This window comes from Nitrospira sp. KM1 (assembly GCF_011405515.1).
Classification (GTDB): Bacteria; Nitrospirota; Nitrospiria; order Nitrospirales; family Nitrospiraceae; genus Nitrospira_C.
On the sequence record NZ_AP022671.1, the window covers coordinates 1,313,318 to 1,329,271 of the forward strand.

Annotated in this window: 15 protein-coding genes and 1 pseudogene; 1 reads left to right on the forward strand and 15 read right to left on the reverse strand. The window is 50.1% G+C overall.

Annotated features, from left to right (window positions below):
* Nucleotides 1-38: 38 nt before the first annotated feature.
* The 3 genes and pseudogenes from W02_RS05980 to W02_RS05985 all read right to left on the reverse strand — a co-directional run bounded on the left by W02_RS05980 (nt 39) and on the right by W02_RS05985 (nt 3,223).
* Complete coding sequence (locus tag W02_RS05980) at nt 39-1,499, reverse strand: NAD(P)-dependent oxidoreductase (protein WP_232068662.1); 1,461 nt, start codon at nt 1,497-1,499, stop codon at nt 39-41.
* Between the two features lie 159 nt (nt 1,500-1,658).
* Nucleotides 1,659-2,033: pseudogene (locus W02_RS22040) on the reverse strand (Gfo/Idh/MocA family protein); the annotation flags it as partial.
* A gap of 47 nt (nt 2,034-2,080) precedes the next feature.
* Nucleotides 2,081-3,223 carry a glycosyltransferase family 4 protein gene (locus W02_RS05985; protein ID WP_173045730.1) on the reverse strand — a complete coding sequence of 381 codons (1,143 nt, stop codon included), beginning with the start codon at nt 3,221-3,223 and terminating at the stop codon, nt 2,081-2,083.
* A 148-nt stretch (nt 3,224-3,371) separates the two neighbouring features.
* On the opposite strand from W02_RS05985, the gene W02_RS05990 reads away from it, so the two are divergent.
* Nucleotides 3,372-4,214 (forward strand): class I SAM-dependent methyltransferase, encoded by an 843-nt coding sequence (locus W02_RS05990; RefSeq protein WP_173045732.1) that lies wholly within the window; start codon nt 3,372-3,374, stop codon nt 4,212-4,214.
* 20 nt (nt 4,215-4,234) lie between these two features.
* Here W02_RS05990 and W02_RS05995 read toward each other — a convergent pair whose 3' ends face one another.
* Genes W02_RS05995 through W02_RS06050 form a run of 12 tightly spaced genes read right to left on the reverse strand, consistent with a single transcriptional unit; the run spans nt 4,235 to nt 15,933 of the window.
* Nucleotides 4,235-4,969 (reverse strand): bifunctional 2-polyprenyl-6-hydroxyphenol methylase/3-demethylubiquinol 3-O-methyltransferase UbiG, encoded by a 735-nt coding sequence (locus W02_RS05995; protein ID WP_173045735.1) that lies wholly within the window; start codon nt 4,967-4,969, stop codon nt 4,235-4,237.
* Nucleotides 4,970-5,003: 34 nt separating this feature from the next.
* Entirely contained in the window at nt 5,004-6,368 is a 1,365-nt protein-coding gene (locus W02_RS06000; RefSeq protein ID WP_173045737.1) for an O-antigen ligase, read from the reverse strand.
* Nucleotides 6,361-7,470: a glycosyltransferase gene (locus W02_RS06005; RefSeq protein ID WP_173045739.1), complete on the reverse strand. Its 1,110-nt coding sequence runs from the start codon at nt 7,468-7,470 to the stop codon at nt 6,361-6,363. The genes W02_RS06000 and W02_RS06005 overlap by 8 nt, the downstream gene beginning before the upstream one ends.
* A gap of 18 nt (nt 7,471-7,488) precedes the next feature.
* The gene (locus tag W02_RS06010) at nt 7,489-8,136 is read right to left on the reverse strand and encodes a hypothetical protein (protein ID WP_173045741.1); all 648 of its coding nucleotides are present in this window, start codon (nt 8,134-8,136) and stop codon (nt 7,489-7,491) included.
* On the reverse strand, nt 8,133-9,338 hold the full coding sequence (locus W02_RS06015; RefSeq protein ID WP_173045743.1) for an ATP-grasp domain-containing protein: 1,206 nt from the start codon (nt 9,336-9,338) through the stop codon (nt 8,133-8,135). The genes W02_RS06010 and W02_RS06015 overlap by 4 nt, the downstream gene beginning before the upstream one ends.
* Before the next feature lie 45 nt (nt 9,339-9,383).
* A complete protein-coding gene (locus W02_RS06020; RefSeq protein WP_173045745.1) occupies nt 9,384-10,433 on the reverse strand; it encodes a polysaccharide deacetylase family protein in 1,050 nt (349 codons plus the stop codon).
* Nucleotides 10,434-10,480: 47 nt separating this feature from the next.
* Complete coding sequence (locus W02_RS06025) at nt 10,481-10,633, reverse strand: DUF5989 family protein (RefSeq protein WP_173045747.1); 153 nt, start codon at nt 10,631-10,633, stop codon at nt 10,481-10,483.
* Nucleotides 10,634-10,653: 20 nt separating this feature from the next.
* A complete protein-coding gene (locus W02_RS06030) occupies nt 10,654-11,049 on the reverse strand; it encodes an SxtJ family membrane protein (RefSeq protein ID WP_173045749.1) in 396 nt (131 codons plus the stop codon).
* Nucleotides 11,050-11,070: 21 nt separating this feature from the next.
* Nucleotides 11,071-12,207, reverse strand: coding sequence for a glycosyltransferase family 2 protein (locus W02_RS06035; protein ID WP_173045751.1), 1,137 nt, complete (start codon nt 12,205-12,207; stop codon nt 11,071-11,073).
* Nucleotides 12,208-12,235: 28 nt separating this feature from the next.
* Nucleotides 12,236-13,507 carry a DegT/DnrJ/EryC1/StrS family aminotransferase gene (locus tag W02_RS06040; RefSeq protein WP_173045753.1) on the reverse strand — a complete coding sequence of 424 codons (1,272 nt, stop codon included), beginning with the start codon at nt 13,505-13,507 and terminating at the stop codon, nt 12,236-12,238.
* Nucleotides 13,504-14,547 carry a FemAB family XrtA/PEP-CTERM system-associated protein gene (locus W02_RS06045; protein WP_173045755.1) on the reverse strand — a complete coding sequence of 348 codons (1,044 nt, stop codon included), beginning with the start codon at nt 14,545-14,547 and terminating at the stop codon, nt 13,504-13,506. Before W02_RS06045 ends, W02_RS06040 begins: the two co-directional genes overlap by 4 nt.
* A 3-nt stretch (nt 14,548-14,550) precedes the next feature.
* Entirely contained in the window at nt 14,551-15,933 is a 1,383-nt protein-coding gene (locus tag W02_RS06050; protein ID WP_173045757.1) for a glycosyltransferase, read from the reverse strand.
* Nucleotides 15,934-15,954: the final 21 nt, after the last annotated feature.

The following is a 15,954-nucleotide window of genomic DNA, read 5'->3' on the forward strand; positions in this document are numbered from 1 at the left end:
AGATGCATGAGTTCCTTAACGTGACGAGGAATCAAAACTCACACGTCCGTCCTTATTTGAGAAGCAAGCTTCTTAATAGCAGAAGCATCGTAAGACGAAACGCTGAACACCTTGGCCACATTGATTGCCGGTCTGCCCGGTCGAAGCATTTTCTGTGCAAAAGTCATCAACCACGACAAAGGGACAAGAATCAAATTCGGAAGCCAGAGCACCGTTAGATCAGGATTGACCTTTCGAAGGTAGTCCAGCAATTCGCGTTTGGTCGGCGAAACAGGATCGAGCAAATTCAACGGGCTGGGCACACTCTCCCAAGTTTCTGTCATCCATGCGAAAAACTGTCCTGCAAAACCTACATCGACAACACCAAGCTTGTCATCTGAAGAACCAACGGCAATAAAGAAATTACCCAGGCGTTTACCAAGACGACCTGGCGGCTCGAAATTGTCATAACTAATCAATGCTCCAGGACGAACCACTTTGACTGAAATGCCTAATTCACGACCCAATTCGACCGCGTGACGCTCTGATTCCAATTTTCCCCATACATACGGTCCCGAACCTTTGCTATTGGCCTCGAGAGGGTGATGGTCACCAATAGGTCCTTTTTGCGGCTGGGCGAGTACAGCGAGACTGCTGACATGAATGAAATGCTTGATCCCCGCAGCCGCTGCACCTCTGATAACGTTCGCAGTGGCATCTATCGAGTTGCGCTGGTGCTCCGGCCATCCTCCGGCAGTTTCAGCCGCGGCATGAATGACAGTCTCAATCCCCTTGAACAGATTTGCCTCGACGCCAGCTGAAATATCCGCAATCACATACTCGACTCCACCGATACGGTCCCAAGGAGACGGCTCACGGCGAGCGACAATACGTACGGAGCGACCTCTCGACACAAGAGCCTTTACGATTTCTTTTCCCAAAAATCCGGTCCCGCCCGTCACGAGAATCCCTCGGCTATCGACAGATTTCGGTGCGGCGAGCGCCAGTGCTCTTGCCTCACCTTGTTTCAGGGCTTCTGACACCCGTTCGCAAATCCGAACCGTCTCAAGCAGGCTTTCAGAAGACAGTGGAGATGGTGCGTTGGTTCGGATCGCCTCATAGAATGACGAAAATAGCTCTGCCAACCCCGGATAACTTCGTTGACGCTTCAGAAAACGGCGTCCCATGGCAATGGTTGTACCGGAAATAAGTTGCCAGCTCTGTCTGTAAGGCGCCAGAAGCTTATCAAGACCCGATGAGCCGGGGCCGATCGCTCGTTGAGTGGTGCTCCGTACGTAATCGGCAAAAAGTGATCCGTTCTTGCCGACCACACGCAAGTAACTTTCAACCGGACGACCCTCCAATGTAACAACTAAGTTTCCTGTTACTTTTCCACGACGAACCACCGCATGGACTGTTCCGGATTCGCTCACGCTGAGCGAGACCACCTCAACTGATCCCTCTCCGGCCAGTTCCAAGACATGCAACAAGAGATAGACCGGATGCGGCAGGATATCCAACAACTGATGATCGGCTCGCAATACCGTGCGTCCTCCCGGTGCATGTCTGACCGTGCGAAATGAGAAGTAGCTCTCGACATGCGCAACGTTGCCGATCGAGGGTAAATAGCGGGAGAGCTCAATGGTTGGAGGCTCGAACAGCAGTTGATGGCCGGCACACACAAGACGCTTCTTGACCTTTGCCAATTCCAATATCTGATCAGCGTCATTTACTCGCTCAGCAAATGGTTTCTCTACATAAATATGGCAGCCGGCGTTCAATGCAATTTTTGCAAGTGAGGCATGCGAAGCTGGAGGCGTGCAGATGTGCACCACATCCGGCCGCTCAGATGCTAACAACTGTTCCGGAGTGCCATACCGTACGGCGTTCGGCACTATCGACTTCATTACAGACTCGACAGCATCTGAAGGATCCGCATATGCGACCAACTGCACGCCGCTACACGCATGCATGGCTCGGGCATGATGCTGTGCATGGCGACCAGCTCCGAATAGTGCAATGCGAATGGGCAAAGACTGAGTTGATGTCGTCATGCGGAAATATCAGCCTATATCAAGTCCACTTTTTAAGACTACCGCAGTTATTCCTGAAAGAGCTGACGATAGAGAGTCACAACTTTGGCCCCCATTAGCTCAGATGAGAATTCTTGCTTCACACGCGTGAGCGCAGCCTGTCCACACTTCTCCATAAATAAAGGATCACTCAAAAACGCTTCGCATGCTCCGACAATTTCATCCGGCTTGGCAGGCGGCACGAGCAAACCATGGACTTGATTGGTCAATACCTCAGGAATACCGCCCACAGCGCTTGCCACTATCGGCCTCGCAAGGGCCATGGCTTCCAAAAGCACCATCGGTATCCCTTCGTGCAGGGATGGTAACACGAAAATATCCATGGCGCGTATTAAATCGCGCGTGTCGTCTCGATGTCCAAGAAACCTTACCTTGCTTGAAATATCTGATTTCCTTGCTATCTCTTCAAGAAATCTTCGCCGAGGCCCACTCCCCACTATGACGAAGCAAAGGTTCTTGTGCGACTGGAGCAGTTGTTTTGCGGCAGTCAAAAAATGCTCATGCGCTTTAACTGGCGTTAATCTGCCAACAGTTCCAATAATAATTTCCACCTTATCGACATCCAAATGTTTACGCACTTCCTCGTACGGCTTGGCTTGCTGGACATGCTCAATAGGGATTCCATTATGGATCTTTACGACGCTAGCTGATCCAAACTTTTGACTCAACAGGTGCCCGATTTGAGAGGAAACAGCAATAAGGCGATTCACCTTCGTCCTGATGACAACGTCATCACAGAACTCATAAAATCTCATTCGAATAGACGGAAGGCCCTTGAAGGGCTCTGATAAGCCGTGGACGGTCCTTACTACATAAGGCACTCCGCTTCTCGCCGCTGCCATTGCGCCCAGTATGTTGTCTTTATATTTATGGGTATGCAAAAGATCAAATTTCCGCTCCCGGCAGTAGTCAGTCAATTGTTGCAATATTTTCAAACTTGATTGTGCCGTTTCAGGGAATATGTATACAGGCACACGCAGTTTCTGAAGTTCAATTGCCAATCTTCCCTCATTGAAAAGCACCACGGTAAGGTCTAATTCCTGAAATCTAAGAAGAACTTCAATCAAAACGACCAATTGGACTTCTGCGCCAGCCCAAAGATCGCCCATTGCTACATGACAAATTCTTAGTTTTTGGTTTTCTTTGATCATTCTGCTATATGACTTTTTCCGAGACTGGTAAAGCCAATCACTGATAATCCCATTCGTATCTCGCCCATCCCCCTTGAAAAACAGAAACAACCAACTCTAAAATTAAACCAGAGGTAACAAGCTGCCAGAAATAAAGGAGTAAATCTTTGTGCCACTCTCTACACACACTCTGTCGGTCATAAGATCATTTCTCACTGCCGATCAAGCCAATAAGCTTAGAGCTCTACAAGCTTCCCGTTTTCGTGGATTCCAAGGTATAGTATTTCGCCTTCTATTCGGGTCCAATCTTCCAGCTTTAGCTCAGATTTATAATTCGGACAAGTGGGGAAGTCATTGGTATGCCCAGCACTATGAGACTCATTTTAAATCTTTGCGGCGTCGGAATTTAGCAATTCTGGAAATAGGAATTGGCGGGTACGAGAGGCCAGATGAAGGTGGAGGCTCATTGAGAATGTGGCGTACTTATTTCCCAAAGTCGAGAATCTTTGGAATCGATTTGTATGACAAGAGTTTTCATGATGAAAGACGCATACGAACTTTTCGCGGCTCTCAGATTGATCCTGAATTTCTCCACCGGGTGCTAAATGAAATCGGTCCTATCGACATCATTATTGATGATGGAAGTCATATGAATGAGCACGTTTTATATACCTTCAACGTTCTGTTTCCTCACCTAAATCCAACAGGGATTTATGTAATAGAAGATTTACAAACTGCCTATTGGCAATCCTTCGGTGGTTCTTCAGATCTATTAAATAATTCAAAGACTAGCATTTCTTTTCTAAAGCAACTTGTCGATGGATTGAATTATGCCGAATTTGAGATCCCAAGCTACGAACCAACCTATTTAAACACTCATATTGCAGCTGTTCATTTTTATCACAATATCGTCTTTATTCAGAAGGGAATAAATGATGAAAAGGGTGGGGGACCAGACCTGGGGAGACAAATGAATTTTAACGAGAGCAATCGTATCGCGCTACCCATTTAAAACTGCAACGCTAGAACATCTTAATCTACTTTAGAACAGACAGCATGATAGACGAACTCTGACAGTCCTGTGTATGCTTTGATGTTCGATTTGACAGAAGAAGACCTAAGATCTTCCGCCTTGGCTTCCTTATAATTATTGATGAATTCGGCTTTAATGGCGAACCCGTGCTGGCTCAGGAACTTTCGGATGGATTCCTTTGTGAATGTATATGGATGGCCTCGGTCAATCTTCAGTTTTGAAAGAATACCGTGCAAGAATCCTCCCCATGTTGTGTGGATATTGACGGCTACATAAAATAGACCATCCCTAGCCATCGTCCGATGAATTTCCTTTAATACCTGTCCTGCTGTGTGAACATGATCCAAAACATTATCGAGAATGATCACTGTGAATCGCCCGGACTCAAAGGGGATTTTTTCGCCTCCTCCCTTTCCATACTTGACCTCCTGGCTTCTTAGCTTGGAAAGGGTTGAATCTGCCGCATAAAATTCTTCTAGAGGATCAAGTGTATAACGATTCCCCCAATTTAGGAATGTCACAATACCAATTGGTCCACTCCCAATCTCGAGAACGTTGACTAAACTACGTTGCTGCGACGTGAGTCTGTTTCCAAGATGCTCCTCCATCATCTTTGCTTTCCAGGCATACCATCCAAGTTGACTTTGGCTTCCTGAAGCAATCTGGCTTGCGAGATTCTGCCAGTAAGACTTTTCATACGCTTGTGCCGCAATCCATCTTTCCTCAGTAACCACAATGCCACCCCCTCTTGTCTTTGAGGTTCACAAATCAAACAGGCCTGAACCTCTTCTCTGAACCAGAGATAGAAACGACACGACCAATGCTCCGATTAGTCCCTGGATCGAAGCTCGCTCCTAATTGTGTCAGCCTGTCGACCATCACATTGCGAAGCGCTATTATGAAACCCATCATTACCCAAAAACTGGGATACCAGAGCGTTGAAATGAAAATGCTGCTGACCAGAAAACCAATCATACTTCCTTCCATTGCTCTAGCCATCAGAAGCGCACTTCTGTTTTCATTATCCACTATCCCCTTCAGACCTGGACCAGCATTCATACGAACAATGCGCTCGATTGTTTTGATATCCTGACGATTAAAATACAACATGGCAAGAAAGATACTGACACCTACCAACCCCATCTCCGGCATAAGAGTAAAATACAAGGAATGTGCAGCACGCCCCGCCCGTGATCTATCCATATGTGTTCGACCTGCTTCATACACTTCAAATGTCCATGGGAAATTTCCTTGCCCCACCCCTAGAATCGGATTACTGAGAAACATCTCGAACCCGATACCCCATATGTAGAGTCGATCGCCTCCAGTCCCTGTATCCATTTCTTCTTCGCTGAATGAGGACTTAACTTCGTCCCAATATGTATCTGGCGCGACGGATACCATGAAGATCATCAGTAGAATGATTAAAAACACCGACCCAATTTTCATAGGGGATTTAAGCCAACAATATGCCCCCGCGGCAGACATGCCCATGAACCCGCCCCTTGAAAGAGTGACCATAACAGTAAATACATATAGACCAAGCAGCAGAATATACTTTCCTCTAGTCGCAAGCGTAGGCTGGGTATACATCATGAAAAATGCAAACGGGATGACCATATTAATAGCCATGCAGAAATCATTCTCATCCCCCATCCATCCACCTACCCCGCTTCCCCCCGATGCAATGCCCATAAGCGCAGTGACAACATGTAAGTTAAGCCAAACTAATATTAATGTTCGCACTCGCTCGAATGTGTTCACGTACGTTATCAGTCCGAGATAAAGGCAAAACACTAACAGCATATCTTTGAACGTCATCGCAGCCCAAAAATTATTTATCGCTATGGGAATATGGATGATCATTAACCCTAAAAGCGGAAACCATAATTTGGTTTGCGGATTTTTTAGGGAGAATTTTCCCGATGATAAAATCGACAAAGCAATAATTGCATTAATAATAGTAGGGAACGGAATCGACTTGATACCAGGTATGATTTCCTGCGGCCTTCCAAACTCGAAAATCAGGGACAGCAAAACAAGGCGAAATGGCCACGGGCTTTCTCCGGCCGTAGCAGGCATAGCCTGCAATGGTAATTTCAATTTCGGCAGTGCCGTTGTGGTATTAGCCATTGCAACCAGAGACAAGTGAAGCGTAAGTTTGCTGATAGTTTCCAATCATAGACTGAACCGTGAAATGCTCAGCTACACGGTGCTTTCCTGCTGACCCAAACTGTTTCATCCTATTTCGATCTGTCAGCATGGCCGTGAGCGCCGCTGCTAATGCGCCAGAGTCCTTCGATGGAACTATAAGTCCGGTCTTGCCCTGCACAACCAACTCCGGATTTCCTCCAACGTCGGTAACTATCACGGGTTTCCCAGCGGCCATTGCCTCGAGAAGAGCTATGGACAATCCTTCGGATAATGACGGCATGACGAACAGATCCATAATTTCTAGCAACTTCGGAACGTCGTGCCGAAGCCCCAGAAATCTCACCTTCTTTTCTATCCCTAAGTCATGAGCTTGAGATTTCAGATGAACTTCAAGCTCCCCCCGACCAACCAACAGAAATATCGTGTGGGGAAATACTTTGAGAATGGACGGAATAGCATCTAACAGATATGCGTGACCCTTTACCGGGTAAAGATTCCCCACCACTCCGACCACCACATCCTCATCAGGGATGCCCAAATCTTGCCTTTGCTGCTGGATTTCGAATGATCCTGCAACCAACATTCCTTCAACGCCGTTATGAATGACATGCACCTGATCGGAAGAGATTCCGACCTTTTCGACCACAAAACGCTTCAAATCTCCTGAGACAGTTACCATTCGCGCCCGCCGGCTCAAAACACGATATGCCCAACGTCGACGGGCCTTATCGGAGAAATAGTTTTTCCCATGCACGGTCGCCACCATAGGAATGCCTGCCAACACCGAAACTATTCCCCCGTGTACGATAGCATCGAACTCGTGCGCCTGAATGAGATCCACCTTTTCCGAACCAATCAGACGATAACACTCCCGCATCCACTTCCAGTGAAGAAACCCGTCGCTCGGCAGCACGTACGTTTTGAGCCCTCGGCCTTCACATTGATCTTTGAGCCAGCCTGACCGGAATAGACCGACTACCGATCGATATTTGGTTTTGTCCAGCGATGATGCCAACGCACAGACTATTCTTTCTGCTCCACCAGGGCCGCTGCTACTAGAAAGATGGAGAACTGTTTTCATCGATTAAGCGGTATCGAGCTAGGCGGCAGAGGTATTGGAGCCGCCAGCTTGCGTTCGTTTGTTCTGGGAAGCTTTTTTGGCCAATTGATCACAGACAAGTTCGCAGGATTCTTTGATTCGATCGAAGCACACCTTGAAATCCTTCTCAGTCCCGCTATAGGGATCATCGATGTCCAAGGATCCAGTTCCGCAAAAGCGTCCGAGAAGAAAGATCTTATTCTTTGCGTCCGGATATAGCCGCGTGACTCGATCCTTTTGAGCCACTTCCATGACGAAAATGAGGTCTGCTTGGTTCACCAGATCATGAAAAAGGAGAGTCGTTGCGTGGGATCGGAGGGATATTCCATATTGCAACGCGACCTCCTGAGCCAAGCGGTGCGCAGGTTTCCCCGGAGTGGTTTCGATTCCGGCCGATTTGACTATAATGGGATATCCCTCTTTTTTTATTCTATCCGTGAAATAAACCTCCGCAAAAGGACTGCGACATACGTTGCCCTTGCAAAGGAATAACACTGTGCCGACAGAATGAGGTAACGGCCGAACAGGCCTCAGCCGTTCCACTCCTCTACGGAGAAAACCGAGTCTCGCATAGACGTGATTGCCGGTTTCTTTCCATGCATCCCAGAACGTCTTCACGCCATGACCGGAATATCCGCTCGCATTCATACCGAACCCCGCATCAATGTTGACAAGTAATGCGCCCACTCGAAATATCCAGGCCCTCTATCGCTCCACCGTTCCACCTCGTAAAATGTATTCTTGTCGAAGAGCCGACAAAATTCCTTCACACAGGCCCACCGCGACGGATAATCGGAAGGAAGATTCAGGTCTCTGTCGGACTTCCGAATCCGCGCAAGCAAATGATCCAAATCGCCGAGCAGCCACCGTGACTTCGTGCCGATGCGATACTTGCTCAAATCAGTTTCGAATCGCTTACCGGAAGCCAGTTTCATCAAGAGAGCAGGGAAATTCATCCCCGCATCGATTGCCAACTGCAATGATCCCCAAAAACGACCGTTGATTTCCATCAAATAGGGAATACCCGTACTCCGCTCAATCTTGAACTCCACCATCGCGACCCCATGCCAGGCAACTTGAGTCAGCAGACGGACTGCATAGTCGGCCATTTCCTTCGGCAGCTTGATGCTTTCCCTCAACACACTCACTCCACCGGCAGGAGGCTTTTCTCTGATTCGACGATGGGCAAACAGAGCCAATGGCGCTCCTCGATCGAACAGCGCAAAAATTCCTTGCCCCTCACCTTCGATAATCCGTTGGATCAAGGAGTTTTGACTTAGATACCGTACCTCACCAAAAAGCCGTTCCAGATCTTCCCGGTTGCTTACTCGATGAACGTTGGTTGCAACCCAGTTGCCGTCCACCTTCGTCCGCGATTTTGCCGGTTTGACGATGAGTGGAAACATGCCTGCCGAGGAACAGGATGTTGGAAGACGCCCGTTCTCGACGAATACAGTATCGGGAATCGGCACGCCCAGTTCTCCCGCCATCTTCGAAAGCCTGAATTTATCGGATACGGTTTCATAGGTCGCCTGGTCCGGCATGGGACGTGTCGCCTTTTCCGGAAACTCATCACGCCGATCGGCGATGAGTTGCATGGCCATGTCGGAGATGGGGATGATGAAATCTACATGTTCCTGACGAATCCCGGCAATCAAGGCGTCAATAAAGCCTTTTGGCTCGGTATAAGCAGACGGATATCGAAACCGCTTGTTGCAGTAGCGTGAGCTTCCGGCGAGGGATCGGTCGGTTTCTGCTCCGACGACCACGTTGATTCCTTCGGCCCCCAATGCCCTTGTCACAGCAAGACTCGAGCGTTCGTTCCCGTCAGTGATCAATACCCGCATCATTATGTCTCTAAGGCCGACCTAGGCCCCTTGAGGGTCTTGCCCTCGCTAACGAAATCCTGACAGCGCAAGAGAAAAGAGGGCCGGAGTAGAGCAGATGTCCTGATGCATTGTAATCCGGCGGAGAGCAAATATATCAGATGGGATGTCCGTCTCCATGCCAGCATCGCATGATACCGCTGCTCGATATCCGGCGTTCATGACAGCGTGCTTTGCCTTCGCATCATAGTTCCCATTCGGGTAGCAGAATACCGGAGTGACGGCCGCACCGCTGTCTTTCAGTTGTTCGTAAGATCCGATCGCCTCCCTAGCTATGTCCTTCTCGGTAAGAAGCGTCAGCAGCCTATGGGAACGCGAGTGTGATCCGAATGAAATGTTTTGAGCAGACATCTCCCGTACTTCCTGCCAATTTATCAGGACACGGTTCTCGGGAACGGCAATCTCGATGAGCTCGGTCAACTCGGCAAGAATCGATTCAAGGAGGCCGTATTCGATTTGCTTAAATCGCTCAATGACGTCGTCATAACCAACCACATTCCCTGCAGCCTTATTCTGCCGTTCGTCCCACTGATGAATTGGGTCACCGGTTGTCTTGGCTATCTTGGTATAGAGCCGGTTTCGCCTCTCCGGCGAAACCGCATCAGAGTCGGCATGCCGTAGAATAAAGCTCAGTCTTTCAGGCCAAAACCACCGGTTCGATCCGATAAAGTCGGTGGGCAGAAATACAGTGGCCGGCAGATCGGCTCGTTTAAGAATGGGGGCGGCATTACGGTAGTTGTCGAGCCATCCATCATCAAAAGTGATGACGCAATAGGCTTGCGCGTGATCCCATTTACCTCTTTGCCATCGTTCGAGCAATTCATCAAACGCCAGCACATGGAAATGTTTCTTGAGGTAGGTGGCATGCATCTCGAACACATCGTCCAGCACGTACATCCCCGGCTGCACGATCTGTTCTGCCAACTCTTGGGAGGTCAACACTCTGTGGTAGGTCAGAATGACAACGGTGCCTCTGTGCCGTATCCGAGGCATACCTGAGAGCTTGTATCCCCCAGCCATTGCTTTCCATGCAACCTTTTTGAGGTCTGTCAAGCTCATGTGCATTCATGCGGATCTGATGCTTGAGATCCATGTATCGGTGTCAACTAGAACAAGGTGTAAATAAACGGCGCCACTGCCGAGCCTTGGGTCAATACGATGAGGCTCCCAAGCAGCACCAGCACGACGATGATCGGTAATAGCCAGAATTTTTTCCGTTCCTTCATAAAGGCCCACAGCTCGACTAAAAAATCACCCATGTCATCCTCCTCCTACATTGTCAAAACATGTTCTTCATATGTGACGGGGCCCGGGGCTCACGTATGACGCGATACGTATGCACCGTCGAATCCCACGATCTGCGCATCGGATCACGCCCCATGGCGCTCATCACCAACCCCATCGGCACAACCATCCCGTAATACAGCACTCCGAGAATGATACGGGTATTGATCCAACCCAACACATGCCCTATAGCCATCCAACCCTTAAATACCGGAGCAAGGAGGGAAGGCATGACGAGACCAAGCGGAACCAATGATCCTCCAACGATGATCGCCCACAGGCGAACGTCGTCGCCGCGCCATATCAGCGGCCAGATCCCGATGAAGAGAAAAATTCCGCCGACCATCAGGCCGAAATCTCTGAGCTGTTTCGTTTCAGGTTGCTGAATCATGGAGAGCTCCCTTTGATATTTTCAGCGTTTTGATGGATCCCAGTATAGGATGCGGTCGCCGCGAAGATACCGCACCCAGGCGTCCAGAATAGACACATTGACCATCACGAAAAACGACGGCAGGCGGAACATCGCAATTTTTGGTAACTTCTGAGACCATATGTATAGAATGGCTATTCCATAAAATGCCAGTTGAAGAGCGAATAGCGAACTGTATAATCCGTGATGCACGGCTAAGACGGCATTGCAGATGAACGCAATGATTAATGCGAATGGAACGACCCATCGACAGAGTTTATGACTCAAGAGTTGCCAGGCAAATACGTTGTACTTCAAAGGGTTTAAGAGCGTCAGGCTTCGCATAAAAACAGAAATCCCTCTTACGACCGTCCGTACCTTCCGCTCATACTCCTTTCGCTCATCGGCAAGATTCGTATAGTATCCGATGCTCTCCGAATCCGATACCCCTCTTAAGCCTCCCCTCACACTGTTCAGTAGGGTATTGAAGTCACTCTGCAGGTCGGGAGCCCAATTCCGGCATACCTCTCTTCGAGCGGCAAAAAACGATCCGCTCAAGCCAACGAGACTATTGACCGACGATTCAAGCCGGCGCAAAAGCATCTCGTAAGCGACATACGCTCCTTCTCCGCTGACACGACCGTCCTTGTCCACAAATCGGTCGACGCTGCTGACACAACCCACTGAGGGGTCGGCGAAATTTGTCACGATCGTGGCGACAGCATTCGGACGAAGGGTGGTCGCCACGTCTGAAAAAATAAGTACCTCGCTCTCGGTCGACTCTACCGCGAACTTTTGCGCGGCCTCCTTTCCTCCTTTCAGGGGAAGTCTAACCAGCCGCACTCCCGATGAAGCGAACGCCTGCACGATCTCGTCGGTTTTGTCGACTGAGCAGTCGGATGCCACGACAATATCCATCCGATCCTTGGGATAATCCTGCTCAAGAGTATTTAAAAGCTTGCTCTGAATCCGCTTCTCCTCGTTGAACGCCGTGATGACAAATGCTACCGACGGCTGAATCGGCTCCTTCTTGACGACCTTCCGATGAAATAAGCCCAGCAACGCCAGTACCAGTGGGTACCCGGCATAGGCGTAGAGTACGAATGCCACGGAGATCCAGAATACAATTTCGATCATCATCGAGTTTACCAGGAAGATCAGGGCGCTATCAGGTACGCGGCCCACGGCTCGTTTGATAAATCGGCGACGGTGATGACATCTCCATCCCGACCCCGATAGGTTCATGTGCATGGAGGCCGCGAAGAAGCTCGCAAATTCGTATTTGATCGCCAGGACGAACGAATCCGTGCGTCGGAAGTGTGACAAGTCGGTTCACGACCTCATCGGCCCCAGGATACCGACCATTTCCTATCAACCCTTGGAGTTGAGGAATTTGATGAATCGCCGCAGGATAGCAACCACTGATCCCGAGTCCGCGCTCACTCGACTGAGCTATCAGACGTTCCTTGACCCTTCGGTCGCGAACGAGGATGGGCAATCGGAGATAAGCAGCATCCTCAGCCGAAAGCACCGTCACTTCCGGTGCGGTGTCCCGGATTTGGCGGATCAATCCTACAGCCTGCTCTCGTCTCGCCTGAGTCAGCCTCTCCAAACGTTGCCTCCATCCTACAAGCGTTGATGCAAGCACATCCGTCATTCGACGAACAGAAAAGTCTGTGTAGAATCGCGTCTCTCCCAGGCCTAGAAATGGCAATCCTGCCGGAAGCCAATATAATGGCGGCCGAATAAATACATTGGTGCCGGCAAGTTCCATTATGCTGCGCGCGGCATCGAACCAGGATTCTTCCGCCAATTTTCCATATTCCCCATCCAAGATCGTTGCGGCATCCGGCGAGTTCGCCAAAATAACCGCTCCATGTCCACACGAGAGGTTTTTCCCCCGTCCCAGGCTGAAAAACCCCACATCTCCGACTGAACCGGACCACTTTCCGTTGGATCGCGCCCCCATGGACTGAGCCGCATCTTCAACGACAGCAATTCCTCTGGGTTTACATATGCTCATAACTGTATCAACAGCTGCGGGCATGCCGAAGAGATGAGTTGGCAGCACGCAGAGCGTTTGATCATCGATGGTTTGCTCAAGGAGAGTATGATCAAAATCCAAAGTCGCCGGATTGATATCACAAAGAGAAACTTCGAGACCCGCCTTGACGATGGCGGAGGGCACGGAAAAGCATGTATATGCAGGAATGACGACTTTTCGTCTTGTTGAAGTTCTTGCAAGGGCGGACAGAATAACTGTCAGCGCAGCCTTGCCCGAGGACAGCAAATAGGACCGGCGAGCTCCGAACTCTGACACGATCTCGGACTGAAACCGTTCTACAACATGCTTTCCATCAAACAGCCGGCAAATGCCTTGCCATAACGCTATTGGCGGCACTTGAGCCGCGGTCGGCGGAAGCATACGTTGCATCTTCATGGCAGGTATTTCACAATACGCGGGCCAATAACATTGGCGACAGGGAGAGGCAGTCGGCGCCACAACGATATCGCCATCCGATAGCGCGGATTGTCCGGATTCAACTCCGGCATTTCATGGCAACCGTTCAGCCAATAGTACCAATATAACGGAGTCGGCTTAGCGCCCCACTGCTGCTTGAAACGATACGTCCCGCTATCTACTGTCGACCGCCCGAAATCAAACACCCTACACCCCTGTCGGCATGCATATTCGAGAACCGTGCTATAGAGCAACATATTCGGGGACAACCGATCGTACCGTTGGTCGGAGGACGCCCAAGGAATTTCCATCATGTTACGGAATCTATATACGAAGCCTGCCGCGGTTGTCGTGCCTTTCAACGTAACTGTGGCAACGGCTGCTTCTTTTGGAAATGTTTCAAGGATCTTCCTAAAGAACGCCTTTCCGTACACCGGTGTTCCCAAGTCTCGCATATTTCTGGAAAATACGCCGTAAAAGTCGTCGAGGAATTCGATTCCCCCGACTTGAGCTACCATTCCCTCCTTTGAGGGGCGACGAATCTGACTCCGGAGCTTGGATGGAAACCCCGACATCAAGGCATCAGGACTTTCGGGAAGCGAAAGGCGCATCGAGACCTTATGCTTTTTACACGGCCAGGCGACCGGCAGGGCGGACGACTGGCGTAACTCTGCATGCCTGACATTCAACCGGTCCGCCGCGCGGGAAAGAGCGTCTGCCAGCGGCAGGATCGCTTCACCATCGGTTACATCGATGCCGCCATAGTTCAGGAACGGCATGGACGTCAGAAACTTTCCAAACATGCGGCTGGTCGATAGGACCGAGGGCAATATCCCCCGGATATTCCCACCGTCATCCTTGGCAGCAAGATAAAGCGTTTGATGTCCGAAAACCTCTTCAATGACCTTCCGCCAGGCTGTAAGGTGATAGCCTGTGACGGTGGGCGACGCCGTGACATATTGATCCCATAATGCATTGGCTCTTTGATCGCACTCGAGTTCTTCGACCCGCCAATTCACAAGTCACGCTCCACGTCGGCGCTGCCATGCAGGATCCAATTCGTCCAACGTTTTGGCCAGGCTTGCGGTCAAGCTTCGATAGTTGAAGCGATTGACCTCCTCCCGATCAGGAACTGCAAGCGCCTCTGGATGTTCGATCGCATGTAGCAATGTGTGTCGAATCTTCTCAGCGTTATTCGCACAGGCCAGTCCCAGGCGATGCCGCTGAACAAGATTGGCCGTGGCACCTTCCCCTCCCACCAGCAATAGAGGACGCCCGGTGGCGATATATTCGTAAATCTTACCGGGAATCTGCATGGGAGAGTCGGGTTGAATGACGAGTAGCGCATCAGCCTTTGACATCTGCTGTAAGCATGCCTGGTAAGGGACCGGCGGATGGCGTTCGAGCATGCCGACTTTCTCGAGCGACTGCGCAAGATCTTCGCAATCCCTCCCGGCCACTTCCCATGCCCCCACGAATTTCAAACAGAGTTTCGTGCTATCGACTTTACCCATTTTGTGGAGATCAACGACGACCTTCAAGAGCACCTCCGGGGTGCGCTTCCCGTAGACCGTGCCGAAATGGCATAGTTCCAATCTATTCTTCACCGTATTTGGCTTGCCAGATCCCTCTAGAGCAACCGCGAATGAATCAGGGTCGAATCCATTCGTTATGGTCAGAGACTTTTTCTCGATGTTCGGATAGTCTTTAACAAGCCGTTCTCGTAGTTCATGTGTGTTGGTAATAACACGAGCGGCAGCTTCGCAAATTCCTCTCTCCAATTGTCGCGCTCGCTCGTTGAGACTCTTCGATCCGAAAGAAACATACGGATTGCCGGTCCACGGATCACGATAATCTGCAATAAAGGGCACCCTCCAGAATTCCGCGAGTCGCCTACCGACGAGAAAACTGGTCCATGGCCCCCCGGTCGCAAAGACGACATGCGGCGTTTCGGTACCGGGCATCTTCGTGGCAAAGGTCAACGCAGGGTTCAGCCAGGCACACTGAGGATCGGGAAATGCGAACATTCGATCGAGCAAATACTCTTTAAATCCAGCCAATTGTCCGGTCCCAGGCTGTGAAAGTTCTGCACCTGTTGGAGCAACCGTATGAGAGACGCTCCTATTCATACTCTTGTTAGCGGCCCCGAGAAGCTTGTCGCGTAAGGCAATTATCGTCTGAATAGGATTTCCATGACGAACAGCATCAACCTTCACGCCATCGGGCAATTTGTCGAGGAGCTGTGAATCCACGGGATGCACCGGATATACAGAGTCACGGTGTGCGGCCAGCACGCGCGGACTCCATCCGTATGAATCTAGAAATCGTGAAAATGCGAGTGGACGCATCGCCCCGCTGGCTGCAACGGGAGGAAAATAATACGCGACGATCAGGATTCGTTTCATACGATGCAGAACACGCCGTGC